Raw genomic sequence first — 23759 nt, forward strand, 5'->3', positions numbered from 1 at the left:
CGAGCGGCGGACAAGGCATCTCATACACGCTGAAATACAATTTGACCCGAGTGGGTGTCACTGAAGGTGACCTGAAATCCGCGATATTGACCAACCCAGCTCATTTCAATACCTATCCAGGTCTTGCCGATGCGGTTTCCAACGGGAAGATCAATGCCGCGAAATTTGCTGCCGCCCTGCAAAAATACAACCTTTTCTATGCTGCCGGCGCGGAGTCTGTCACGCCCTACACATTCAGGGCCGCGTTCATGCTGGCGCCAACCGATTTCAACGGCAATCTCGGGTTGATCAGCGTCCCGCTGGCCGTCTTGTTGCCGTCTTGCGACGGCGATATGTCGAACCTCGAGGGGGCAAGAACCTTTGATCACAACCGGTTCAGCTTCGATACCGATACGGCATCCCGATATCAGGTATTCGTCAAAGGCGCCAATCACAATTTCTACAACACGGTATGGTCCAAAAACGGGGACGACAATCTTGACTTCGACGAAGACATTTACTGTGCTCATCGGCCTAATGGCATCCGCTTGAACTCACAGGACCAGCAACGTGGCGGTCTGTTCCTAATCAACTCGTTCATGCGCTTTCACGTCGGCGGAGAGCGGCAATTCGCGGCGTACTGGAATGGGCATGCTCAACTGCCAGATGCAGCCTGTCCTGCTGGAAAAGGTCCATGTGACGCACGCGTGGTCACGACAACGCAGCGGGATGCGACTCATCGCATGCTGATTCAGCGTTTTGAGCCAGACAATAGTCTTGCTCGCAATGTGTTGGGCGGTGCGTTGGCATTTTCCGGATTCGATGCGCTTGCCCGTTGCACGATGCCGTTTGGCGACTCCGGCACCGTGGGTCATTGCACGCCGAATCGGCTGGATGGTTTCGAGTATGAGGGTTCATCAAGCGGATCGGCTAGCGCCAGTCACGGCCTTTTGTCTATCGCCGATCACTTGGAAGCCGCTTGGTCGGCGCCGGATGCGACGGTCACGACGGATCTGAAGGGTGTATCTGCCGATGGATACGATAGCTTGACGTTCCGTCTCGCTGTTGTACGGCCTATGGGACAGGAAGTCGTCGTCACGCTGACGGATACCGCTGGCAAGTCCGCCTCCGTGAACGCGAGTGATTTCAGCGATGCGTTGTACCTTGGTCCGCAGCAAAAAGCCGACGGTCGGCCTCTTGTGGATGCTGCAGATGATGCGCCATTTGCAAATGGCGCAGCGGCTCAACTACTGAACATGGTCGCTATCCCACTTGCCGCACTCTCGAATGTCGATATGACGCATTTGGCGCAGGCTAGCCTCAAGTTCCCAAAGGCTTCAGGCAAGGTGGCCTTGGCAGATGTGGAATTCCAGAACTTGCAGCGCAACTAGCGGAATCGACGCCGCGAGGAGCCTCGGCTCCTCGCGGCCGCAATCATGCCTCGCTGTCGACGCGCAGCGCGATGGGCTGCATTGCACTCGCGACATTCGCCGCCACCGCCGCGCTCTCCTTCGGCAAGGCCCATTCGAGCCAGCGCGCGCGGTGCAGGGCAACCAGCGCAAACGCCAGCCCCGACAACCCGCCAAACGTCGCAAAGCCCATCTGATAGCTGCCGGTGCTTTCCTTAGCGATGCCCATGATGACCGGCAAATAGAATCCGCCGATGCCCCCTGCCGCGCCGATGATGCCGGACATCAAGCCGGTCTTGCCGTTCCAGCGCTGCGGCACGAGCTGAAACGTCGCGCCGTTGCCGAGGCCGAACAGCAGATAGGTGATCACGAGCAGCGCGATGCCGGCCGGCAGCGGCGGCATCCATGCGGCGAAAACGAAGTCGCAGACGGAGATGCCCGCAAGCAGCAGCACGAGCGCGCGCACGCCGGAAATCCGGTCGGCGATCAGGCCGCCGAGCGGGCGCACGAGCGCGCCGGTGAACGCCAGCAGCGACATGAAGAGCCCTGCCTCGAGCTTCGGCAGCTGGTAGAGCGAAATCAGAAGCGTGGTCACGTACGAGGACATGCCGACAAAACCGCCGAACGTAATGCTGTACACGAGCATCACGACCCACGTGTCGCCTTCCACGAGCACGCTGCGATAGCGGTGCGGCAACACGGCGATGGCCAGCAACGCGCCGAGCACGGGAAGCAGCAGCACCCCTGTTTTTCCGGCGCCGAAGAGGCCGTCGTGCACCGCCAGCACCAGTGCGACGAGCCCTGCCAGCGTGACACAGAAACTGCCGAATGCGCGCGGCGCGCTACCCGACTTGACGCCCAGGTCCTTCGCCCAGAAGAACAATGCGGTTGCGGCCAGCGCGAGAAGCGGCAACGCCGCGCCCGCAGCTTTCGCCCAGCCGAAGTGATCGGCCAGCCCCGGGAACATGAAACCGTCGAGCACCGCGCCGATGTTGCCTGCCGCGGCGAGCCCGAGCACGAGGCCCTGGACCTTGGGCGGATAGTTGCTGCCGGCCATCGGCAGCGCAACCGCAAAGCTCGCGCCCCCGACGCCGAGAAACACGCCGAGCACGAGCAACAGCGAGTACGACGGCGCTGCCGGCATCAACAGCAGAACGACCGACGGCACCGCGGACAGCAGCACCCCGAAGAGCGCCACGCGCCGCCCATCGTAGGCCTGGTACAGATTGCCGAGCGTCACGCGCAAGATGGCCGCGCCGAGCACCGGCACGGCGACGAGGAAGCCCTGTTCGGCGGGCGTCATCGCAATGTCCTTGTGGATGAACGGCGCCAGCGGGCCGAACATCACCCACACGGTGAAGCCGGTATCGAAGTAAAGAAAGCACGCAAGCAACGCACGCCAGTTACCGCTTTTGAGCGAATTCAACAGGTTTGTCATGGGTCTCTCACACAGGGGCGAAGGCTATTGAAAAGCGCGGCCGGCACTCGCGTGCCGGCTTTGCGGGATCGTATTGCGTGACGGGGAAGCGTCGTTCGCGCTGCGCGTGCCGACGACGCTGTGGATCAACTGATCCATCTCCTTGATGATGTCGGCCAGCACCGTCGTGATCACCGCGAACTCGCGTCCGTATTGGCCCGCGCGCGCCGCTGCTATGCGTGCGTTGAGCGCGACGATGTTGGCCTGCATCGAAATGCTGCCCAACTGGTCGGCGATCTCGGCCTGGCGTTTCCTCGCGGCCGATTCGATGCCGTGCATTTCGTTCTGGTACGCAAGCGTGATTTGCTGCAGCAGTTCGAGCAGCGGCGTGGCCTGCATCACGAGCGCGTCGACCTGCTCGCCGCTCGCGGCATGGCCCGCTTCGAGGCTTTCGATCGCGTCCGTGGTGCGCGCGATGAACCGGCGAATAGCGTCGTCCGCGCACAGCGTGCCGAAATAGAGCTGTCTCAGCGCGTCGGAAAACACGCCCGGCAAGCGCGCGTTGCCGCTCACCAGATCGGCGTGCGCGGCCGCAAACGTCGCGAGGCACGTTTTGACGACGTCGAGTGCGGCGCGGTCTCCGCGCGATGCAAGCAGCACGTGCAGCACGATCCGCTGCGAGAGCATCCGTTGCCGGCCGGACAGGTTGATGAGCTCGCCGATCACTTGCCCGGATACTGCGTCGTGGCTGGTATGGGTCTGACTTTTCATGGTGTGGCTGTGCAAAGCGGATGACTCAGGACCGTCGAGCGATGCGCGCCGCAACCGATCGACGGCGCAAAAAAAACGTCCCGAAGCGACGCCGCGCGGATCGGTTGCGAGATCAGCGTGACAGTTGCCTCGGGACGCCGTTGCCCCGTAGCCGCTCGCGAGAGCGGAGCATGAATGTGTGAATGCGTCAGGGCCGCCGTTGGCCTTGCGGCGACCTTACGCAATAGCCGTGCCATCGCACATGTGCTTGGGCGCATCAGCCGTCGGGCAACGGGCGTTTAGGTCTTGCGCCATTGCATCCGCGCCGCGCCGGCATTCGCCGAGCGTGGACTTGGTGCAAGTCCATGACGCAGCGCACCATGATCGCGCGCTGGCGCACCGGACCGAGCGGATTGCCCCGCGTGATATCACGCGGCACATCCGCGCCTATTCGATGTTCGCCGCGTCTTTTGCGCGTTCGGCGAGGTGATCGACCATGCGCTGCGCCGCCGGCTGCAGCGCATCGAAGTCCCTGAAACAGACGACGAATCGACGCTGCGCCCAGCGGTCCGTGAGCGGAATCACTTTCACATTGAGCAGGCGCATGTATGTGTCGCCCACCTCGGCGGGGACCACGCTGATGCCCAGGTTCGCCGCGACGACGCGAAACGCGGCGTCGAAGTTCGACACGATCGCGCGATAGCTCACGGTGCGCCCGTTACGAGCGGCAGCGTGCTGCAGCATCGTATGGACCGCGGTGGCAGGCGGCAGCCCGACGTGCTCGTGATCGAGCGTCTGTTCGAAGCTGAGCGACTTGCGGCTCGCGAGCGGATGTTCCGGATGGACCGCGAGTGCAAGGCGATCCTGCCGGTACGGACGTGATTGCAGTCCCTCGATATCGACGTTGTCCCAGCACACGCCGAGCGACGCCGCGCCCTCGCGCAGTCGTCGCACGAGATCGAGCGACAACCGTTCCTCGACGTTCACGCGGATGTTCTCGTGCGCGGGCAGCCGCATGAAAGACGCGATGTCGTCCAAAAGCGCTTCCGCTATCGCCGACGCCGACGCGCACACGCTCACGCTGCCCCTGAGCCCGCTGCCGTATGCGGCGACGTCGCTCGCGATGCGGTCCATCGTGAACAGCACGCTCTTCGCGTGCTCGACGAGCGCGACGCCGGCCGGCGTCGGCTGTACGCCACGGCGCGTGCGCACGAGAAGCGGCACGCCGAGATCGTGTTCCAACTGCGCGATCCGCTTGCTGATGGCCGAAGGCTCGATGTGCTCCGCCTCGGCCGCACGCGCCATGTTCCGGTGCTCGCAGACCGCCACCAGCAGCCGCAGTGTTTTCAGATCGATGTCGCGCATCGCGCGCCTCCTCGCATGAATTTCCAATTCGGAACGATGATCGTGCCGAAATACCTCTTTATGTATCTGGCGGAATGCCTAAAGCTAGCACAACGCCTACGCCAGCGGAGAGACGACTGGCAGACACCTGTAGCACGGAGACAGCCCAATGCCCCCCTTCCCCTCTAGCGTCGTGATCCGCGAAGTCGGCTTGCGCGACGGTCTGCAAAGCATCGAGACCCTTCTTCCCACGCCGCAGAAGATCGAATGGATCGACGACGCCTACGCCGCCGGTCAGCGCGAAATCGAAGTCGGCTCATTCGTGCCGGCGCGGCTCTTGCCTCAGCTTGCGGATACGGCGGAACTCGTCGCCCACGCGAAAGCCCTTCCGGGTCTGCTCGTTTCGGTGCTCGTGCCGAATCTGAAAGGCGCCGAGCGCGCGATCGAAGCGCAGGCGGATCTGCTGCTCGTCCCGCTGTCGGCCAGCCGCGCCCACAGCCTCGCGAATTTGCGCAAGACGCCGGACGAAGTCGTCGCCGAAGTCGCGCGCATCCGCGCGGCTCGCGATGCCGCCGGCTCGAAAACCTTGATCGAAGGCGGCATCGGCACCGCGTTCGGCTGCACGATTCAAGGCGCGGTCGAGCAAAGCGAAGTGCTGCGCTGCATGCAGGCCCTGCTCGATGCGGGCGCCGATCGCGTCAGCCTCGCCGACACGGTCGGCTACGCGAATCCCGCGGCGGTGCGCGACGTGTTCGAGAAGGCTCGCCGCATCGCAGGCGACAAGCTCTGGTGCGGCCACTTCCACGACACGCGCGGCCTCGCGCTCGCCAACGTCTACGCCGCTTTGGAAACCGGCGTGGCACGCTTCGACGCGACGCTCGCCGGCATTGGCGGCTGCCCGCATGCGCCGGGCGCGAGCGGCAATGCGGCGAGCGAAGACTTGGCCTTCATGCTGGCCGACATGGGCATTGCGACCGGCATCGATATCGAGCGCCTGCTCGCGCTGCGCGCCAAGATCTCGCAGTGGCTGTCGAACGAGACGCTGCACGGCACGCTGTGGCTCGCCGGCCTGCCCAAGACGTTTTCGGCCCAATCGATTCACGCGCACAGCGCCTGAGGTTATCTATGAACGCCCCCCACGCTCACTATCGTTCGCTGCCCCCCGAGGGGGCCGATGCCTCCCTCGGGGCGGCCCAGCGGGAGGCATCATGAACGCCCCCAACCGGCTTCCGCTCGACGGCGTTCGCGTCGTCGAATTCACCCACATGGTCATGGGCCCGACCTGCGGCATGATCCTCGCCGACCTGGGCGCCGAAGTGATCAAGATCGAACCGCCCGGCGGCGACAAGACGCGCAACCTGCCCGGTCTCGGCATCGGCTTTTTCCGGACCTTCAACCGCAACAAGAAGAGCGTCGTGCTCGACATCGACACGCCTGAGGGGCGCGCCGCCGCGCTCGAGCTGATCGGCCAATGCGACGTGATGCTCGAAAACTTCCGCCCGGGCCTGATGACGAAGCTCGGGCTCGACTATGAAACGCTGTCGAAGCGGTACCCGCGCCTGATCTACGTCTCGCACAAGGGCTTTCTCCCCGGTCCCTACGAGCATCGCCTTGCGCTCGACGAAGTGGTGCAGATGATGGGCGGCTTGTCGTACATGACGGGGCCGGTCGGGCGTCCGCTGCGCGCGGGCACGTCGGTCAACGACATCATGGGCGGCATGTTCGGCGCGATCGGCGTGCTCGCGGCGATGCGCGAGCGCGACGCTACGGGGCGCGGCCAGGAGGTGCAAAGCGCGCTGTTCGAGAACTGCGTGTTTCTCTCCGCGCAGCACATGCAGCAATACGCGATGACGGGCGAGCCGCCCCCGCCGATGCCGGCGCGCGTGTCGGCATGGAGCGTGTATGACGTATTCACGCTGGCGGGCGGCGAGCAGTTGTTTATCGGCGCCGTCAGCGACAAGCAATTCGTCACGCTGTGCGACGTGCTGGAACGTCCGGACCTCGCGGCCGAACCGCCATTCGCCAGCAACGCACAGCGCGTCGCCGTGCGCCCTGAATTGCTCGCGCGCCTCGGAGCGATCCTGAAAGACCATCGCGCGGATGAGCTTGTGCCGAAGCTCGAAGCCGCCGGCATTCCGTATGCGCCGATCGTGCGCCCCGAGCAGCTCTTCGACGATCCGCATCTGAAGGCAAGCGGCGGGCTCGCGCCGATGGAGACCGATGACGGCGGCACGACCGAGGTCGTGCTCCTGCCTTTGCTGATGGGCGGACGCCGCCCTGGCGTTCGGCAGGCGCTCGCACGGGTCGGCGAGCATACTCAGGAAATCCTGGCGCGCCTCACCGGCCGCGCCAGACTGAAACCAGATCTTGCAGATCGTGGAGGAAGCCATGGCTGATCTGTTCGAAAACCCGATGGGGCTGATGGGGTTCGAGTTCGTCGAATTCGCATCGCCGGTTCCCGATATCCTCGATACGACATTCGGGAAGCTCGGCTTCACGCTCGTCGCGCGTCATCGCTCGAAGGACGTCCTGCTGTACCGGCAGGGCGACATCAATTTCATCGTCAATCGCGAGCCCAAGAGCCCTGCCGCGTATTTCGCCGCGGAGCATGGCCCGTCGGCCTGCGGCCTTGCGTTTCGCGTGCAGGACGCTCACAAGGCGTATGCCCGGGCGCTCGAGCTCGGCGCCCAGCCGATGGAGATGCCGACTGGCCCGATGGAGCTGCGTCTGCCGGCGATCAAGGGCATCGGGGGCGCACCGCTTTACCTGATCGACCGTTTCGAAGACGGCAAATCGATCTACGACATCGACTTCGAATTCATCGAAGGCGTAGAGCGGCATCCGGCCGGCCATGGCCTGAAGCTCATCGATCATCTGACGCACAACGTCTACCGCGGCCGCATGGCGTTCTGGGCGAGTTTCTACGAGCGCCTGTTCAACTTTCGCGAGATCCGCTACTTCGACATATCGGGCGAATACACGGGGCTCACGTCGAAGGCGATGACCGCGCCGGACGGCAAGATCCGCATTCCGCTCAACGAGGAATCGTCGAAGGGCGCGGGGCAGATCGAAGAATTCCTGATGCGGTTCAACGGCGAAGGCATTCAACACGTGGCATTGCTGAGCGACGACCTGCCCGCCGCGATCGACAGGCTCGTGTTGGCGGGCGTGCCGTTGATGACGGCGCCCAACGAAACCTACTACGAGATGCTCGAAGAGCGGCTGCCTGGCCATGGCGAGCCGGTCTCCGAACTGCAAACGCGCGGCATTCTGCTCGACGGCAGCACGAGCGGCAGCAAGCCTCGCCTGCTGTTGCAGATTTTTTCGGACACCCTGCTCGGACCGGTGTTCTTCGAGTTCATCCAGCGCAAAGGCGATGACGGGTTCGGCGAGGGCAACTTCAAGGCGCTCTTCGAATCGATCGAGCGCGATCAGATCAGCCGCGGGGTAATCGGCACGAGCTGACATCGGCAAGCTCGCCGCGTCGATGCTCGTCGACAAGATCGAAACGGGGCTGGCAAACGGCGCAAGGCCGAGGTCGGCTTTACGGTGATCGAGTGCGAAACGGCCTGACCGTCATCTAAAAGCATTGCCAGTCCTTGGGCTGGCTTGCGTGTTTACCTATGATGAATCCACCACCACGGAGGCCCATGTGGCGAGCCGCACTCCGGCCGCTAAACGGCAGCACGTCATGCCCGGCGAACGGGCGAGAGGAAGCGAAGACCATGGCTGACTATCTTTTCACTGTGCAGCTTCCTGCAGATCGCACAGGGAACACGCCCGATTGCGACAAATGGACGTTCCATCACATCCTGCCGTGGAAGTATTACTACTGCCTTGCTGCCTTACTCGGCTATTACTACGCAGGCTCGTTGAATTCCTTCGTACGCAGCAGTCCCCTGTACAACACGCCGGAAGGCATCGCTGACTTGCCGGACACGAAAGCAGCGCTGGGCGACATCGTGTCTTGCGATAAGGACATTGTCCATAGCATGGGCAGATCCATGATGTCTTTCGCGGAGATGAAAAACGTCATCGACAAGCTGGCCCGGTCAGGAGGCAGCGTGACAGAACGCATCACCCGCGCGACCAGCAAGGATGCGCTTCATGCCGCGCTCGTCGACTGCACGAGCCCCGTATTCGGCGGCTTTCCCGGCATGAGCGGGGATCAGCGCTCCGATGACCCGAAGGATGCGGCGGACAAGATGGAGCAGACCAAGCCCTTCAACGGCGACCCGACGTGGTGGACAGCCGTGAAATCAATCGGCGATGCGCTGCAGGCGGCGAGCTATTGGGCGAAGCCGGCGGATCGAAAGGGGTGCAAGGATCTCAATACCGCCAGGTACGGCGACAAGGTCAAGTTCAAGCTCAGCAACGCAAGCCTCGACGTGATCCTCGGCCATCTTCGTACGGTCACCACGCCCACGCACAATAACCGAGTCCTCGCGTTCGACGAAAAGTCGTGGCTGGTGACAGTACCGAGCGGGACCTGGGGCATTTCGGTCGTGCACGAAGACTATGTATTCGGCGCGAAGGAAGTCGCCACCGCTTCCTATAAATTCATGGTGTCCAGTGTGGACGCGCATGCGGGCAAATCGAAATTCATCGAAATGACCCGTCGAGCGGGCGCGAATGCCAACGTCAAGAACATCTTGAAGCCCACTCCGGATTCCGCGAAGCTGCTCGGCAACGCGTCTTGAGAACGTCACTTCGCCTTTTCCGCTCCCGGCAACAATCCCAGCACCGTCCACAGTTTCTGCCCGTCCGCTTCGCCTGACATGAGTTCGCGCAGCAGGACGGGCAACGGTTTGGCGCCCCACTCCAGCGCGCGCTGAATCATGTAAGGCACCGGGCTGTGCGGTTCGTAGCGCATCAAGTAATCGGCGATCGCCGCCAATTGCCGGTAAGCGTCTTCACGGCTTTGCGGCGCGCCCGGCATGCTCGTGCCCGCCGCCGCGCTTGCCTGCGCCTGCCCGGGCGCAGCGGCGGCGCGCTCGGTTTCGCCTGCCGGCACGGCACGCGGCGGCTCTGGATTCGGATGCATGGCGAGACACTCCGTCAAGACAAGTCCTGCTTGATTCATCGTTTCCAGCAGCTTGGCAAAGCTGGGCGCCTCGTTGCCGAGGCGCGGCGTGCACCACGCATCGAGCAGTTCGGCCAGCAAGCGCGCCGTCGAAAGCGATTCGTGCGCGTGCCTAAGCTGGACGCGCGGCGCCGCGCGCGCGGCGTCCTGCAGCACGGCCACCGTGCGAGCGGCCGCTTCGCGCTGCGCGGGCGGGACGTTCTGGCGCGACGTCGCGGCCAACAGCGCGCGCTGCGCGCCCTGCCATTGCGCGAGCGTGCAGCGCACGCCCTCGCGGCCGTCGAACAGTTCGATCTGAGTCGACAGCAAATCCGCGTACGCCGTCGCGAGCCACGCGAGCGGCGCGGCCCGGAATCCCGCATCGCCGTCGCGCGGCAGCGGATGCACGCCGTCCCAGAAGCGTTCGCACAACCCCGCAATCAATTCGAAGCAGCGCGGCAGCGCCGGCACGCCGAAGCGCTGCAGCCAGGCCTCGCCGAGCCACGCCGCGATCGTGAGGTCCTTGCTGCGGTTCTTCAGGATGTCGACACAATGCGTTTCCACCGCTTGCCAGTCGGCAACTTTCAGCTCGGTCTGCCAGACGCCCGCAGGCAGGCTCGGATCGTCCGCGCGGCGCGCCGTGCGGATCGCGTCGAATTCGGGATCGTGCAGCAGCGACGGGCCGCATGGCGCGTCGCCGGGCAGCGGCTGCAGCAGCGCAGCGAGTTCGAGTTCCGGCATCATCCGCGGCCCGCCTCCGAGAAGCCGCCGGCCGGAGGGTAGCCGAGCGTCGTCGTCCCTCGCGCGTCGTAACCGGGCGCGGCAGCCGGCAGGTCCGGAATCGCCTGCGGCGTCTTCGCCGCGTTGATGAAACCGACGCTCAGGTACATCCGCGCCGTCTGTATCGCGCCGTTGCGGTCGCGCACGGGCACCGTGAACAGCAGCCGGGGCGGCTGCGCTGCGACACCGGTGCCGGCGTCCGCCTGCATCTGATGCAAGCGCGCGATGCGCAGCAGCGCCCACGTGTCGGCGGCGCTCCAGGTCGCGACGCCGTGCTCGCCCGCAAGCGTCGGCTGCGCGGCGTCGAACATCGGCTGCCACGGCGCGTCCTTCGCCCAGCGCAAGCTGACCGACACCGGCAGCCCCGGCTTCCAGCGCACGGGCGGCTCGCCCGACGACGGATAAGTGAGCGTGTCGCTGCCGCTTGCGAGCTTCCACTCGATGACTTGATCGGCGCCCACCTCGTCCGCGCGATCGACGCGCCAGTCGACCGCGAGCTCCATGCCTTGCAACGTGCCGTCGGCGCCGCGCGCGAGCAGCGCATCGAGCCACGGCTTGGCGGCAGCCAGCTGCGCGGCGAAGCGCGCTTCGTCCGGACGCCCGCGCCCGACCGCCGCCGCCGCCGCGAGCCCTCGTTGCGCATCGGCGAGATGGGCGTCGAGCAGCGCGACGAACGCCGCGGTCTGGCGCACGTCGGCGGCCGGTGCGTTCGCGTCGGCGGCAAACGGGAAATGTCCGGCCAGGTAGCGTGCGAAGAAGTTGCGGATCTGCTCGTAGGCCTCCATGCCGGTCCCCATCTGCAGCCTGAAGCATTGCTCGCGCGCGGACGACACCAGACGGACGCCCGCGCTCGCCACGATATCGCCCGTCGCCGGCACGTCGATCTGCTCGAGCGTCGCGCTGCAGTTGTCGAGATCGAGTTTGTCGAGCTGGCCGGAGATGATCGCGGGCACGGCGATCATCGCGCTCGCGGGGCTCTTCGCCCGATATTGCGCGAGGTCCGCCGACAACGCCTTCCACCGGCTCACGAGCCGCGCGTCGGCCGGCTCGAGCGGCGGCTTTTGCGCGCTCAGCCAATCGAGCGCCCCGGCGGCGGCGCCGGCCGCATCGGCGACCGCCGCCGATTGCGCGGCGAGATACGTTTGCAGCGCCTGCGGCGTGGCCGCGCCGAACGCGCGCAGCGCACCGCCCGGGTTGCCGTTCCAGTCCGAGAAGTCGCCGCGCGCCGGGCGAAACGGCGCCAGCGACTGAAGCTGGGCATCGGCCGCGCGCAAGACGGCCAAGGCGGCGTCGCTCACGCGCAGCGCGACGGCCGTCGCGAGATCGTCGCGTCCCAGCGAATCGAACGCGGCGATCAGATCGACCGCGCTCTTTTTGAGCGCGTCGAAATTCTGCGCGGCGTCCGCGACCGATGCGCCGTCGCGCTGGGCGGCGGGCGAAGCCGGCGCCGACAGCGCGCTCACCATGCTTTGTACCGCATCGTTTCCGGCGGCCGCGAGCAACGCGCTTCGATAGGCGTCCGGCGCCTGCGCGAGCTGTCCGGCGACGTATTGCCGGTAGGCGGGCAACACCGCCAGGGCGCGCTGCGCGCTCGCCGCATCGACGCTGCGGACGGCCGCGCCCGCATTGTCCGAGCCGCCGGCGAACGGCTGCGCGAGCAGGGTGCGCAGCGCCTCGCGCAACGGCGGCAGGTCGGCCGCGAGCTGCAGTCCGGTCGCGGGCGACGCGCTCAATACCCCCGGCAGATTGCCGCTCACGAGCCAGCGCGCGGAGAACGCGTTCTGTTCGGCTTCTTCGTGCGCGAGCACGGCCTCGACCGGCGCGCCGCCGATCAGGCGCAGATGCTGCGCCTGATCGAACGTCGTGGTGAGGCCCGGCACCAGCTCTTTGCCGTGCGCGCTCGCCCAGCCGTGATCGGCCGTGTCGACTTGCGCCGCCAGCGTATCGATGCCGCTCGCGAGCGCGGTCAGCGCGGCGTCCGCCGGCGTGGCGCCCGGCGCGCGCAAATCGGTCAGCGCCGTCTGGACTTGCGCCGCGTTGGCGGTCAAGGTCGAATCCGAGTAGACGCGATCGAACCACGCATCGAACGATTGCTCGAAGCACAGGCTCGCGCGCTGGCGCGCCGCCACCGCCTGAGCGCTGCCGAACTGAATCATGCCGTCGTCCACGGCCGTGTCGCGCACGGCGGCGTCGAGCCTCGCGCGGTCCGCGACGTGCTCGGGCGCGAGCGTGACGCCCACCGCTTCATGCATCAGTTGCGCGAGCATCGCGAGGTTGCCGGCGCCCGCCTGCACGAGTTCGTTGTAGCGGGCAATCAGGTGCTCGGTTTGCGCGGCGTCCGCGACGAGCCGAGTCCCGGCGAGGTATTCCGGCAAGTCCTGCGGCTTGGCCGCGGCCCCCTGCACGGCATCCGCGCCGGAGGCCGCGGCCGCCCCGCATGACAAATCCGCGAGCCGTTGCGTGAGACGGTCGCGCAGCGGCGCAAAGACGACACTGCGCAGCAGGTGCTCCTGTGCGTCGTCGAGGTCGCCTGACAGCGTGAAGGAAAGCGGCATGAACAGCGACGTCAGGCGCCAGCGCGGCACGTTCATCATGGTGCCGGCTGCCGTGCCGAGCACTTTCGCGGCAGCCGCGTCGCTCTTGTCCGACTCCCGGTAGGTGGTGAGCGCGAGCGTCAGCGAGTCGTACGCCCCGGCGAGCGTGCGCGCGTCGCTGCGCAAGTGCCACCACGACGCGCCGAGCCCCACGCACCAGCAGACGCCGAGCGCGGCGGCGGCGATCGTCGCCACGCGATGCTTGCGCATGCGCAGCGCGAGCACACGCGGGATCGGCAGGGCGAGCCCCTGGCCGCGCAGCACCACGTCGTGCCACAAGCGCGCGGCGAACGCCGGCGTGATCGCGCGCAAACGAAGCAAGCCGCCTGCGTCGTCCGCCGGCGGCCGCTCGGGCACGGAGCCCACGCAATGGATGCCGCGCAACAGCGGCGCCGTGCCGTCCGCGCCGCCGCGCAGCGCGAGATCGATGCGCTCGCGCAACGGCGTGCGCAGCGCGTCGATGCGCTGCGGCAGCAGAAACAGCCCCTCGCCGACGCCGCCGTTGAGCGTGCCGAGCTCGGCGATCGTTTCGGTCAAGGCGTTGCGCAGGGTCGCGAACGCTTCGCCGATCCACGCCTCGTCATACGCGCGCTTCGGCGGATAAGGCGAGGCCCAGCCAAGCGGCGCGCTGCCCGCCGCGCTGCCCAAGCCGGCGGCGAGCGCGTCGAAGCCCGCGATCGCGTCGCAGCCGCTGATCACGACGTAGAGCGGCAGCATCTGGCCGAATTGCCGCTGCAGCGCGAACAGCTTGCGCGACGATTCGAGCGCGGCCGCCGGCGTTGCGCGCGGCTGGCCGTCCTCCGTGACGAGCGCGTCGGCGGCGACGACCCACAGGATCGCGTCGAGCGGGCGGCCCGGACGATTGCGCAGCACCGCGCGCAGCAGCCTGCGCCAGGCGCCGAGCTGGCGGTCCGCGGGCGGCGCCGACAGCATGTCGTTCGGTTCGGCGATGAGGAGCCCCTCCGCGTCGTTCCATACGCGCCCATACCAGCCGGGCTCGCCGGCCGGCGTCAGGCGCCAGCTGCGGCACAGCGCATCGATCGCGGCGGGCGACCCGGTCGCGAGAATGCGCGGTATCGAATAGGGATCGGACACGCCCATCGCCGCGTGCGCCGCGCGCACGCACGCTCGGAAACTGCGCAGCGGCCGGCCGTCCTCCCGCCTGCGCCACCCTTGCCAAACGGCGAACCCCGCGAGCGCGACCACGATCAGCGCGATCAGCCCGAGCAGGATCACGGCGAGCGTCATGGCCGCGCTCCTTCGGGCAGCGCCGCCGTGCGCTCGACGACGCCGGCCGCGGCGGGCTGCGGCACGAGCGGCACGAGCGGCACGACGGCGCCCGACACGCTCGACCGGTCCACGCGCGGCGGCGACGCGTCGAGCAGCGCGACCGACCTGAACTGCGTCACGGCAGGCCGGACGGGAGCCGTCGCCAGCGAAAAGGCCAGGTGCGAAATGCCGAGCATCGCGCCCACGCCCACGCACAGCAGCAGCGCGAGGCGCGCCTGGTCCGGAAACATCTGCGTGAGCGCGGCGGCGCGGCCCGGCGCGACGGCCACGCGTTCGAGCGGCGCGGCGAGCCGCGCGGGTTCGGCATCGCGCTGCATGGCGAACGCAAAGAGCGCGTGCCGCAACTGATCGTGCCGCAGCGCGCCCGCTTCGCCGCGCAAGCGGCCTTTGAAGCCGAGCATCAGGCACGCGAGATAGACATTGGCCAAATCGCGCTGCGACGGATCGCGCTGCGCGAGCAGCGCTTCGATCGCATCGGGCAGGCGCTCGCCGCCTGCGTGCGTGCCGAACACCCGCATTTCCAGCGGCCGCGCTTCCCATGCGGCGGTGCCCGCCCACTCCGAGAACAGCAGCAGCTCGTCGAGCAGCACGACGAACGCGTACTGCGCCGCGGCGATGTCCGTCTCGCCCGCGGCGCCGGTCCACGCCATCGCTTCGCGCGCGAGCCGCCGTGCCGCCGCCGACAGTTGCGCGGCCAGCTCGTCGGCTTGCGCCGCCGGATCGAGCGGCTCGTCCAAGCGCCGCTCGATTGCCGCGCGCGCCGTCGTCGCGTGCTCGAACGCCGCGCCGAACGCGCGCGTCAACGGCCCGCGTTCATCGCGTTCGTCATGACGCCCGCCGTCGTAGTCACTCATTGCCATCACGCTGCGAGAGCGCAGCGCCTTCGCTTGCCTCGCCCACCGGCGTGAAAAGCTGCACCGCCCACGGCGCGACGCCCCTCGCGCCGGCGCGCACGTCGATATGCAGCGGCTCCTTGCGGTCGAACCACGGATCGTCGAGCTGAATCGCGAACATCGCGGTGTCGTCGCCCGCGCTGTAGGCGGCGCGCTCGTCGCGTCCCAGCGAGCGGCGCGCGAGACCTCGCATCCGCTGCCGGGCGAGCGTCGGCACGTGCGGGCGCGAAGCGATCACGGTCTGCTCGAGCCACGAGCCGGCGTCGTGCTCTCCCGCGTCGGCCGGCATGCGCAGGCCGATCACCAGTTCCTGCGCCGCGCCCGCATCGAACGGCGGCGCGATCCAGAAGCCCCCCGCTTCCGCGGTGAACTGGCGCACGCGATAACCCTGGCGGACCGTCGCGAGCGCCGCGTCGATCCACTCCAGCAGCGGATCGAACGACGCGAGCAACTCCATGTAGTCGAACGGCGCGAACACGGGCACGCCGCGCTCCGGGCGCAGGCCGGCGAGCGCGCCGGCCATGCCGGCGAGGATGCAGTACAGCTCCAGCGGGTGGGCCGAGCGCGACATCAGCGCGGCCTCGGCCTCCGGCAAGCGCATCCACAGCGCCGCGAGCTGGCGCTCGATTTGCGCGACGTCGTCGAGTTCGCCGGCATGCCGCGCCGCATCGAGGCGGCCCGCGAGAAACACGCACTTCTCCCGCGCGCGCACGGCGACGCGCATCGCGCGCTGGCCGAGCAGCGACTCGGGCGTGACGAACGGACAAGGCGCAACATACTCGGCCGGCGCCACACCGCCGCCTTGCTGCCTGAGCCGCATCAACGGCAGCCGGTCGTATTCCTGATTGCCGAGATCGGTCATCAGATGCAGCCGCGGCCGCCACGTCGTCACCGACGCCGGGTCCGCGCCCGCAGCCAGGTCGGGGACGTCCGCGCTCTCGTGCTGCCGGTAACGCGCGCCGCGCTGATCGAGCTGGCCGCCGCGGTAAAGCGGCGGCACGGCCAGGTACACGGTAACGGTCTGCTCCGGCGTGGCGAACGCCTGGCGCACGTCGATCTGCAGCACGGGATCGTCGCCGGTATGGCGAATCGGCAGGCCGTCGGACAGGATCGCCTCCAGCGCCGTGATCCGCACGAGCCCTTCCGCGAGCCCGGCCTCCTCCTGCTCGAGCGCGAGCACGCCCCAGTAGTGCGGCCGCGCCGCGCCGGCAAGCAGCGCCGCATGCCCCGCCGCGTGCAGCGCCTGCGTCTGAAAATGCTGCGGCAGCAGCGGCATGCCTTCGAACCAGCAGATCGGATCGGGAAACAAAGTACGCATGCTCGCCTTCTAGTTGTCGTATGCGTTGAACGGGCCGCGCCGGCACCTGCGCCGCCGCTCGCCCAGGGCACCTGGCGTACCGCACCTGCCGTGCTCGTCGAGGTTCATGGCCTTTAGCGGGACATCAGTTGAAGGTCCTGGCCGCCGAGCTGAAGCAGCGCCTTGGGCGGGCCGCCGTCGAGACGCACGCGATGCGCGCCCGGCGTCTGGTAATCGGCGAACACCAGCACGCCGGCCGCGCGCTGCCCGTCGAACGCGAACTTGGCATCGGTGAGCTGCTGGCCGGGCACGAGCTCATAAGACAGCACCGTGAGATCTCTCGGATAGTCGCGCTGCAGCTGATCGCGCTCGTTGAACCATTTCGCCGAGGGCAGGCCGAGCAGCGTGTCGAATAGCTGAGGATTGCGTACCAGTACGGCGTCGACGGCGATCGGCGTATCGAGGTTGGCTTGCGCGGCGACGTTGATGGCGAGCGAATCGATCTTGACGCGCGGCAGCGACGCGGAGCAGCCCGCCATGCACAGCACGGCCAGGAGTGGCACCGGCAGCAAGCCGGGCAGTCGCCTGCCGGCAAGTCGCAACGCGCTGGTCACTTCGCCCCCCTATCGCTTTGTGTTCGCTTCGGTTCGTTGTTGCCGGCCCGCGCCGGCGTCGTTCTTCTTAAGCGTGCGTAAAGCCGCGCCTAGTCTACAGGTCCCCTGGCGAAGACTGCAATCGTCGCGCCCGAGAAGCTTGGCTTCTTTAGCAATCCATATGTAAGGATTGCGATGCTTTCAAAGCGCGCCCCAAATCGTCACGTAAATTTAGTTTGAAATTCGCTGATGTGTATCGTAGAGTAAATTCGTCTGTTCTTTAAGCGGCCCGGTGAATTTTTCAAGGCTCGCTTTCAAATTCCTTTGGCAGCACCTCGCAGCACGTCATGCGAGAAACAAAAAAACGTCATAAAAGCGACAAAAAAGCGGTATCCCGCAAATTCAACGCATTAGAAAAAGAGACTAGCTGAGGTGACCATGGCTGACAGTACACAGCATTGGTTCGAAAGGAACCGCCCGCCGCGCGTCCAGATCACATACGACGTCGAAATCGGCAATGCCATCGAAAAAAGGGAATTGCCGCTGGTCGTCGGCATTCTGGCCGACTTGTCCGGGAATCCCGAAAAGCCGCTGCCGAAAATGACGGAGCGCCGTTTCGTCGACATCGATCGCGACAACTTCAACGACGTGATGAAGTCGATCGAGCCGCGCGTGGCGCTGCAAGTCGACAACACGCTCGCCTCCGACGGCAGCAAGCTCAATCTTGCGCTGAAGTTCGAGCACATCGACGATTTCGATCCCGTGGAGATCGTCAAGCAGATTGCGCCGCTCAAGCAGCTCTACGAGGCGCGGCTGCGCCTGCGCGACCTGCTGACGAAGCTCGACGGCAACGATGAGCTCGACAAGCTGCTGCAAGATGTCGTGCACAACACGCAGGGGCTGACCGAGATCAAGTCCGCCCATCCGCAAGACGGCGCCGTCGCGCAACTGCCGCCGCCGGCAGAAACCGACGCCCCCGCAGGCGACACGCCCGCGAACTGAGCCCCGCTCTCCGAGGAGACGCTGATGTCGGACATTCAAGCCGCGGCTGCCCCCGCGCAAACGGAAACGCTCACCCTGCTCGAGCGCATCGTCCAGGACGGCCGGATGGCCCACGACGAGGAGCAGCAGCAGCACGCACGCGAACTGCTCGCCGAATTCGCGCTGCAGGTGCTCGACAAGAACATGTCGATCAGCCGCGACACCGTCGCGATGATCAACGACCACATCCGCAAGATCGACGAGCTGATCGGCGAGCAACTGAACAAGGTGCTCCATCACCCGGACATGCAGGCGCTCGAATCGTCGTGGCGCGGGCTGCACTATCTGGTGAAGAACAGCGAGACCAGCACGCGGCTCAAGCTGCGCCTCTTCAACGCGTCGAAGAAGGACTTGCAGAACGACCTCGAAAAGGCGATCGACGTCGACACGAGCGCACTCTTCAAGAAGATCTACGAAGAGGAATACGGCACGTTCGGCGGCCATCCGTTCAGCGTGCTGATCGGCGACTACTACTTCACGCGCCAGACCCCCGACGTGAGCCTGCTCGAGAAGCTCGCCTCGGTCGCGGCGGCGGCGCATGCGCCGTTCATTTCGGCGGCCCATCCGCAACTGTTCGACATGGGCAGCTTCACCGAGCTCGGCGTGCCGCGCGATCTGTCGAAGGTGTTCGAAACGATCGACATGCATCGCTGGCGCGAATTCCGCAAGAGCGAAGACTCGCGCTACGTCGCGCTGGTGCTGCCGCACGTGCTGATGCGCCGGCCCTACCATCCGGACAGCAATCCGGTCGACGGCATGCGCTTTACGGAAGACGTCGACGGCACCGATCACTCGAAATATCTCTGGGGCAATGCCGCTTACGCGCTGGGCCAGCGCATCACGAACGCGTTCGCGCAGTACAGCTGGTGCGCGGCGATCCGCGGCGTGGAAGGCGGCGGCGCGGTGGAGAAGCTGCCCGATCACATCTTCCAGACGGCCGCGGGCGACAAGGCGATGAAATGCCCGACCGAAGTCGCGATCACCGACCGCCGCGAAAAAGAACTCGATTCGCTCGGCTTCATCGCGCTGTGCCACAAGAAGAGCGAAGGGCTTGCGGTGTTCTTCGGCGGACAGACGGCCAACAAGCCGGCCGCCTACAACACGAACGAGGCCACGGCCAACGCGCGCATCTCGGCGATGCTGCCGTACGTGCTCGCCGCGTCGCGCTTTGCGCACTACATCAAGGTGATCATGCGCGACAAGGTGGGCAGCTTCATGACGCGCGACAACGTGCGCACGTATCTGAACACCTGGATCGCGGACTACGTGCTGCTCAACGACAACGCCCCGCAGGAAATCAAGGCGCAGTATCCGCTGCGCGAAGCGCGCGTCGACGTGACGGAAGTCGCGGGCAAGCCGGGCGCGTACCGGGCGACGGTGTTCCTCAGGCCGCACTTCCAGCTCGAGGAATTGACCGCTTCGATCCGGCTCGTGGCGGCGCTTCCGCCTCCGGCCGCAGCCGCCTGAGTCCCTGGAACACATCCACGCGGCGCGGCCGGCACGGCACGCGCCGCTTCCCCACGCGTGAGGAGCGCTGACTCATGGATTCGATCATTCTCGATCTCGGTAACGACATCAAAGGCGAAAGCACGCTCGAGGGCTACACCGACAAGATCGAGCTGATGTCGTACAGCCACAACGTGGCCATGCAGGTCACCAACGACGTCAGCAATTCGGAGCGCACGTCCGGCAAGCCGCATGTCGGCGAGATGACCGTCACGAAGTTCGTCGACATCTCCACGCCCACGCTCAACGAATACTGTTGCGGCGGCAAGGCGATCGCGACCGCGAAGGTGATCGTCGGCCGCAACGCCGCCGAAAGCGACGGCAAGATCATGCCGTTCATCACCTACACGCTCGACAACGTCGTGCTGAGCAACGTGAGCGTGTCGGGCGGCTCGGGCGGCAAGCCGGTCGAGACGCTGTCGCTGAACTTCACGAAGATCAAATGGGAGCTGACGGCCCAGAAGGACGACGGCTCCAAGGAAGGCACGGCCGCGTCGACCTGGGATTCCGCCGCGAACAAGATGGTCAAGTCGTAACGGCTGGCCGGTTGCCCACCCAGCCCCATGCCGTCAGCCGTCCGCCCCGTTGCACCGGTTCCGCTGTTCGAGCGGCTCGAAGACGACGCGCCCTTCTCGGCCGACGAACCGTCCGTGCAGCGCCTCCTCACGCCGGACGCGCTGCGCGATTCGGTGCGTGCCGAACTCGTGCGGCTCCTCAATACGCGGCGCGGCAAGACGCCGGCAGCGGCGCGGCGGCCGCTCGACGTGCTGCTCTACGGCCTGCCCGATTGGAGCGCGAGCCACGCCGCGCGCGCCGCGGACCGCGCCACGCTCGAGCGCGACATCGTCGAGGCCGTGACCGCGTTCGAGCCTCGCCTCGGCGCGCCGCACGCTCAGATCGAGCCGGACCCGGACGTGCCGTGGCGGCTGCGGCTGCGCATCACGGGCCACCTCGCCACCGCCGACGGCCGCTGGCCCGTCTCTTACGTAGCGCAACTGGCCGACGGACAGCCGGTCGGAGTCGTCGATGAACGAATCGCTTGACGACCTGCTGCTCGATTACTATCAGCGCGAACTGACCTACCTGCGCCGCGCAAGCGAAAGCTTCGCGCGCCGCTATCCGAAGATCGCGCGCCGGCTCGAACTCGGGCCGGGCGAAAGCGCCGATCCGCACGTCGAACGCCTGCTCGAAAGTTTCGCGCTGTTGACGGCGCGCATTCAGCGCACGCTCGACGACGAGTATTCCGAGCTGACCGACGGGCTGCTCGAGCAGTTTTATCCGTATGCGTCGCGGCCCATCCCGTCGATGACGATCGTGCAGTTCGAAGCGGACCCGACGCAAGGCAGCGTCGCCGCCGGATACACGGTGCCGCGCCATACGCCGCTCCTGCATGTCACGCCCGGCGGCGCCACGGTGCGTTGGCGCACCTCGGCCGACGTCACGCTCTGGCCGGTCGCGCTCGAAGCGGCGCAACTGCTGAATGCGGAAGAAGCCCAGGCGGCGACGGCGAATGCCGCGCTGCAAGCGGCGCTGCGCCTCTCGCTGCGCTGCACGGGCTTGCATCAGTTCGGCGCGCTGCCGATCGAGCGCCTGCGCTTGCGCCTGGCGGGCTCGCCCGTGACGGCCGCGACGCTCTACGACCTGCTGTGCGCGCACGGCGCGGCGCTCTACGTGCAGTTGCCCGGCACGCCCCCGCAGCCGCTGCCGGGCAAGCCCGAACCCGTCGGCTTCGGCGAATCCGAAGCGCTGCTGCCGCTCGAAGACGGCGTGCACCCGGCCTGCCGGCTGCTCGTCGAATACTTCGCCTTCCCCGAGAAATTCGCGTTCTTCGATCTGCCGTTCACGCCGCCCGCCGGCGCCGGCGACCGGCTCGATCTGCTGATCGGCTTGAGCGCGGCGCCGAGCGGGCGGCTCACGCTGCACGCGCACGATTTCGCGCTCGGCTGCGCGCCTGCGCTGAATCTCTTTGCCCGCACCTCGGAGCCGCTGCGGCCCGACGGCACGCTGCGCGAAATGCGCGTGAGCCCCGACGCCCACCGCGAAGCGAGCACCGAGATCTACGCGGTGCGCAGCGTGCGCTCGGTCAACGGCCGCGAAGTCGCCGAGGTGCCGCCCTACTACGGGGTCCAGCACGGCCTCGGAGCGACGCTCTACTGGCACGCGCGGCGCGTCTCGGGCATGCACCCGTCGCGCCCCGGCAGCGACATCATGCTGACCTTCGTCGACACCTGCTTCGACCCGGCGAGCCCGCCCGCGCGCACGCTGACAGCCGAACTGCTGTGCACGAACCGGCACCTCGCGCACACGCTCGAACCGGAGGCCGCGCTGTCGTTCGAGCAACCGGGCCCGGTCGCGAGCGTGCGCCTCGCGCACCGCCCGACGCGGCAGATCTCAGCCGTCCTCGACGGCAGTTCGCGCTGGCGCCTCGCGTCGCAGTTCGTCCTGAATCACTCGCCGCTCGTGTCCGGGCCGCAAGCGCTGCAGACGCTGCGCGAAATGCTCGAGCTGCACAATCTCGCGGCCAGTCCCGCCGCGCAGCGGCAGATCGCCGGGCTCGCCGGCGTGAGCAGCGAACCGGTGGTCGCGCATGTCGGCGACGATTTGTGGCGCGGCTGGCGCAACGGCCTGAAGGTCTGCGTCGAGCTCGACCCTGCTCACTTCGTCGGCGCGAGCCCCGTGATGTTTTCCGGGGTGCTCGCGCACTTCTTCTCGCTCTACGCGAGCGTCAATCGATTCGTGCATACGGCGCTCGTGTGCGACGGCAGGGAGATTCACGCATGGCGGCCGATGCAGGGCAGTCCGCTCGTTCTGTAGCCGAGCGCCTCTTCGACGAACCGCATGCCTTCGAATTCGCGCAGGCGGTGCGGCTCCTCGAACTGCTGCGGCCCGGCGCCGTGCCGCTCGGCACCGGCCTCGACCCGCGCGCCGAAGCGCTCGGCCTCATGGGCGCGCTGGCACCCGTGTTCGCGCCGAGCGCACTCGGCACGGTGCGGCAAGCGCCGCTGCGTGCGCTGAGCGCGCCGGCCGGCGACGAGCCGCCGCAGCCGCAGCTCGAAGTCAATGCGTTCGGCCTCGGCGGCCCGGAGGGGCCGCTGCCCGACACCTACCTCGAATGGCTGCAGGACCGCGTGCGCAACAAGGACACGTCCGCGGTCGCCTTTCTGAACCTGTTTCAGCACCGGCTGCTCGCGCTGCTGTATCGCGCCCAGCGCAAGTATCGCGTCGCCGATCCCTATCTCGCGCCCGATCGAAGCGCCGCGCAGACGGTCCTGCGCGGCATGGCCGGCCTCTTGCTGTCGGCGCGCCGCCCCACGCTGCCCGCCGCGGGCATCGATGCGGATGCCGTGCTGGCGCGCGCGGGGCTGTTCGCGAACAGCCGGCGCTCGCTGGCGGGCTTCGACGTCATGGCGCGCCATCATTTCGACCTGCCGATGCGCTCGTCGCCGTTCGCCGGCGGCTGGCGCGGCATCCCCCCCGCGAGCCATACGCGCATCGGGCGCCATGGCCGCAATCACCTGCTGGGCGCGGGCGCCGTGGCCGGGACCCGGATCTGGGACGAACACCGCGGGATCCGGATTCGGATCGGCCCGCTTTCGCTTGGCGACTACGAGTCCTTTCTGCCCGGAGGCCGGCGTCATGCGGAGCTGCGCGGCCTCGCGGCGGCGTATTTCGGCGCCGATCTCCATCTTCACGTCGAGCTGCACCTGGCCGCGGGCGAGCAGCCGCGCGCGTGCCTCTCGAAAGCGGCGCCGCCCCGGCTCGGCTGGACGGCCTGGGCGGGCGCGGGCGCGGCAGCGCCGGCCC

General features: G+C 67.0%; 19 protein-coding genes. 11 read left to right on the forward strand and 8 right to left on the reverse strand.

Going from position 1 to position 23759, the window contains the following annotated elements; all coding sequences use genetic code 11:
- Positions 1–1370, forward strand: a 1370-nt coding sequence (locus J3489_RS34870) for a hypothetical protein (protein ID WP_207005373.1), incomplete at its 5' end; no start/stop codon positions are given.
- A 43-nt stretch (positions 1371–1413) separates the two neighbouring features.
- Here J3489_RS34870 and J3489_RS34875 read toward each other — a convergent pair.
- The 3 genes from J3489_RS34875 to J3489_RS34885 form a co-directional block, all read right to left on the reverse strand.
- Positions 1414–2826, reverse strand: coding sequence for an MFS transporter (locus J3489_RS34875; RefSeq protein WP_207005374.1), 1413 nt, complete (start codon positions 2824–2826; stop codon positions 1414–1416).
- A 24-nt stretch (positions 2827–2850) separates the two neighbouring features.
- Positions 2851–3576, reverse strand: coding sequence for a methyl-accepting chemotaxis protein (locus tag J3489_RS34880; RefSeq protein ID WP_207005375.1), 726 nt, complete (start codon positions 3574–3576; stop codon positions 2851–2853).
- A gap of 426 nt (positions 3577–4002) precedes the next feature.
- Positions 4003–4920 carry a LysR family transcriptional regulator gene (locus tag J3489_RS34885; RefSeq protein ID WP_207005376.1) on the reverse strand — a complete coding sequence of 306 codons (918 nt, stop codon included), beginning with the start codon at positions 4918–4920 and terminating at the stop codon, positions 4003–4005.
- Between the two features lie 148 nt (positions 4921–5068).
- Between J3489_RS34885 and J3489_RS34890 the strand changes: the two genes are divergently transcribed.
- The 4 genes from J3489_RS34890 to J3489_RS34905 all read left to right on the forward strand — a co-directional run bounded on the left by J3489_RS34890 (position 5069) and on the right by J3489_RS34905 (position 9599).
- Entirely contained in the window at positions 5069–6016 is a 948-nt protein-coding gene (locus tag J3489_RS34890) for a hydroxymethylglutaryl-CoA lyase (protein WP_207005377.1), read from the forward strand.
- 91 nt (positions 6017–6107) lie between these two features.
- A complete protein-coding gene (locus J3489_RS34895; RefSeq protein ID WP_207005378.1) occupies positions 6108–7295 on the forward strand; it encodes a CaiB/BaiF CoA transferase family protein in 1188 nt (395 codons plus the stop codon).
- Positions 7288–8364 carry a 4-hydroxyphenylpyruvate dioxygenase gene (gene hppD, locus J3489_RS34900; RefSeq protein WP_207005379.1) on the forward strand — a complete coding sequence of 359 codons (1077 nt, stop codon included), beginning with the start codon at positions 7288–7290 and terminating at the stop codon, positions 8362–8364. The genes J3489_RS34895 and hppD overlap by 8 nt, the downstream gene beginning before the upstream one ends.
- Before the next feature lie 260 nt (positions 8365–8624).
- Positions 8625–9599: a hypothetical protein gene (locus tag J3489_RS34905; RefSeq protein ID WP_207005380.1), complete on the forward strand. Its 975-nt coding sequence runs from the start codon at positions 8625–8627 to the stop codon at positions 9597–9599.
- 5 nt (positions 9600–9604) lie between these two features.
- Here J3489_RS34905 and tssA read toward each other — a convergent pair whose 3' ends face one another.
- From tssA to J3489_RS34930, 5 genes are all read right to left on the reverse strand, one after another.
- The gene (gene tssA, locus J3489_RS34910; protein ID WP_207005381.1) at positions 9605–10705 is read right to left on the reverse strand and encodes a type VI secretion system protein TssA; all 1101 of its coding nucleotides are present in this window, start codon (positions 10703–10705) and stop codon (positions 9605–9607) included.
- Positions 10702–14583, reverse strand: a complete 3882-nt coding sequence (locus tag J3489_RS34915) for a type VI secretion system protein (RefSeq protein WP_207005382.1) — start codon at positions 14581–14583, stop codon at positions 10702–10704. The genes tssA and J3489_RS34915 overlap by 4 nt, the downstream gene beginning before the upstream one ends.
- Complete coding sequence (locus tag J3489_RS34920) at positions 14580–15479, reverse strand: DotU family type IV/VI secretion system protein (protein ID WP_207005383.1); 900 nt, start codon at positions 15477–15479, stop codon at positions 14580–14582. The genes J3489_RS34915 and J3489_RS34920 overlap by 4 nt, the downstream gene beginning before the upstream one ends.
- Positions 15472–16836: a type VI secretion system baseplate subunit TssK gene (gene tssK, locus J3489_RS34925; RefSeq protein ID WP_207005384.1), complete on the reverse strand. Its 1365-nt coding sequence runs from the start codon at positions 16834–16836 to the stop codon at positions 15472–15474. Before tssK ends, J3489_RS34920 begins: the two co-directional genes overlap by 8 nt.
- A gap of 113 nt (positions 16837–16949) precedes the next feature.
- Positions 16950–17429, reverse strand: coding sequence for a hypothetical protein (locus J3489_RS34930; protein ID WP_207005385.1), 480 nt, complete (start codon positions 17427–17429; stop codon positions 16950–16952).
- 417 nt (positions 17430–17846) lie between these two features.
- Here J3489_RS34930 and tssB point away from each other — a divergent pair, with 417 nt between their 5' ends.
- From tssB to tssG, 6 genes are all read left to right on the forward strand, one after another.
- Complete coding sequence (gene tssB / locus J3489_RS34935; protein ID WP_207005386.1) at positions 17847–18410, forward strand: type VI secretion system contractile sheath small subunit; 564 nt, start codon at positions 17847–17849, stop codon at positions 18408–18410.
- 24 nt (positions 18411–18434) lie between these two features.
- Positions 18435–19916 carry a type VI secretion system contractile sheath large subunit gene (gene tssC, locus J3489_RS34940; RefSeq protein ID WP_207005387.1) on the forward strand — a complete coding sequence of 494 codons (1482 nt, stop codon included), beginning with the start codon at positions 18435–18437 and terminating at the stop codon, positions 19914–19916.
- 74 nt (positions 19917–19990) lie between these two features.
- A complete protein-coding gene (locus J3489_RS34945; RefSeq protein ID WP_207005388.1) occupies positions 19991–20491 on the forward strand; it encodes an Hcp family type VI secretion system effector in 501 nt (166 codons plus the stop codon).
- Positions 20492–20518: 27 nt separating this feature from the next.
- Positions 20519–20998, forward strand: coding sequence for a type VI secretion system baseplate subunit TssE (tssE, locus tag J3489_RS34950; RefSeq protein ID WP_207005389.1), 480 nt, complete (start codon positions 20519–20521; stop codon positions 20996–20998).
- Positions 20982–22769, forward strand: coding sequence for a type VI secretion system baseplate subunit TssF (gene tssF / locus J3489_RS34955; protein WP_207005390.1), 1788 nt, complete (start codon positions 20982–20984; stop codon positions 22767–22769). Before tssE ends, tssF begins: the two co-directional genes overlap by 17 nt.
- On the forward strand, positions 22733–23759 hold a 1027-nt coding region (gene tssG, locus J3489_RS34960; RefSeq protein ID WP_207005391.1), incomplete at its 3' end, for a type VI secretion system baseplate subunit TssG. The genes tssF and tssG, both read left to right, overlap by 37 nt.

The sequence above is a fragment of the Trinickia mobilis genome (genome assembly GCF_017315705.1).
GTDB lineage: Bacteria > Pseudomonadota > Gammaproteobacteria > Burkholderiales > Burkholderiaceae > Trinickia_A > Trinickia_A mobilis.

Coding starts and splice junctions, on each gene's coding strand:
- J3489_RS34875 (WP_207005374.1), bottom strand. CDS start 2,826: ATGACAAACCTGTTGAATTCGCTCAAAAGCGGTAACTGGCGTGCGTTG.
- J3489_RS34880 (WP_207005375.1), bottom strand. CDS start 3,576: ATGAAAAGTCAGACCCATACCAGCCACGACGCAGTATCCGGGCAAGTG.
- J3489_RS34885 (WP_207005376.1), bottom strand. CDS start 4,920: ATGCGCGACATCGATCTGAAAACACTGCGGCTGCTGGTGGCGGTCTGC.
- J3489_RS34890 (WP_207005377.1), top strand. CDS start 5,069: ATGCCCCCCTTCCCCTCTAGCGTCGTGATCCGCGAAGTCGGCTTGCGC.
- J3489_RS34895 (WP_207005378.1), top strand. CDS start 6,108: ATGAACGCCCCCAACCGGCTTCCGCTCGACGGCGTTCGCGTCGTCGAA.
- hppD (WP_207005379.1), top strand. CDS start 7,288: ATGGCTGATCTGTTCGAAAACCCGATGGGGCTGATGGGGTTCGAGTTC.
- J3489_RS34905 (WP_207005380.1), top strand. CDS start 8,625: ATGGCTGACTATCTTTTCACTGTGCAGCTTCCTGCAGATCGCACAGGG.
- tssA (WP_207005381.1), bottom strand. CDS start 10,705: ATGATGCCGGAACTCGAACTCGCTGCGCTGCTGCAGCCGCTGCCCGGC.
- J3489_RS34915 (WP_207005382.1), bottom strand. CDS start 14,583: ATGACGCTCGCCGTGATCCTGCTCGGGCTGATCGCGCTGATCGTGGTC.
- J3489_RS34920 (WP_207005383.1), bottom strand. CDS start 15,479: ATGAGTGACTACGACGGCGGGCGTCATGACGAACGCGATGAACGCGGG.
- tssK (WP_207005384.1), bottom strand. CDS start 16,836: ATGCGTACTTTGTTTCCCGATCCGATCTGCTGGTTCGAAGGCATGCCG.
- tssB (WP_207005386.1), top strand. CDS start 17,847: ATGGCTGACAGTACACAGCATTGGTTCGAAAGGAACCGCCCGCCGCGC.
- tssC (WP_207005387.1), top strand. CDS start 18,435: ATGTCGGACATTCAAGCCGCGGCTGCCCCCGCGCAAACGGAAACGCTC.
- J3489_RS34945 (WP_207005388.1), top strand. CDS start 19,991: ATGGATTCGATCATTCTCGATCTCGGTAACGACATCAAAGGCGAAAGC.
- tssE (WP_207005389.1), top strand. CDS start 20,519: ATGCCGTCAGCCGTCCGCCCCGTTGCACCGGTTCCGCTGTTCGAGCGG.
- tssF (WP_207005390.1), top strand. CDS start 20,982: ATGAACGAATCGCTTGACGACCTGCTGCTCGATTACTATCAGCGCGAA.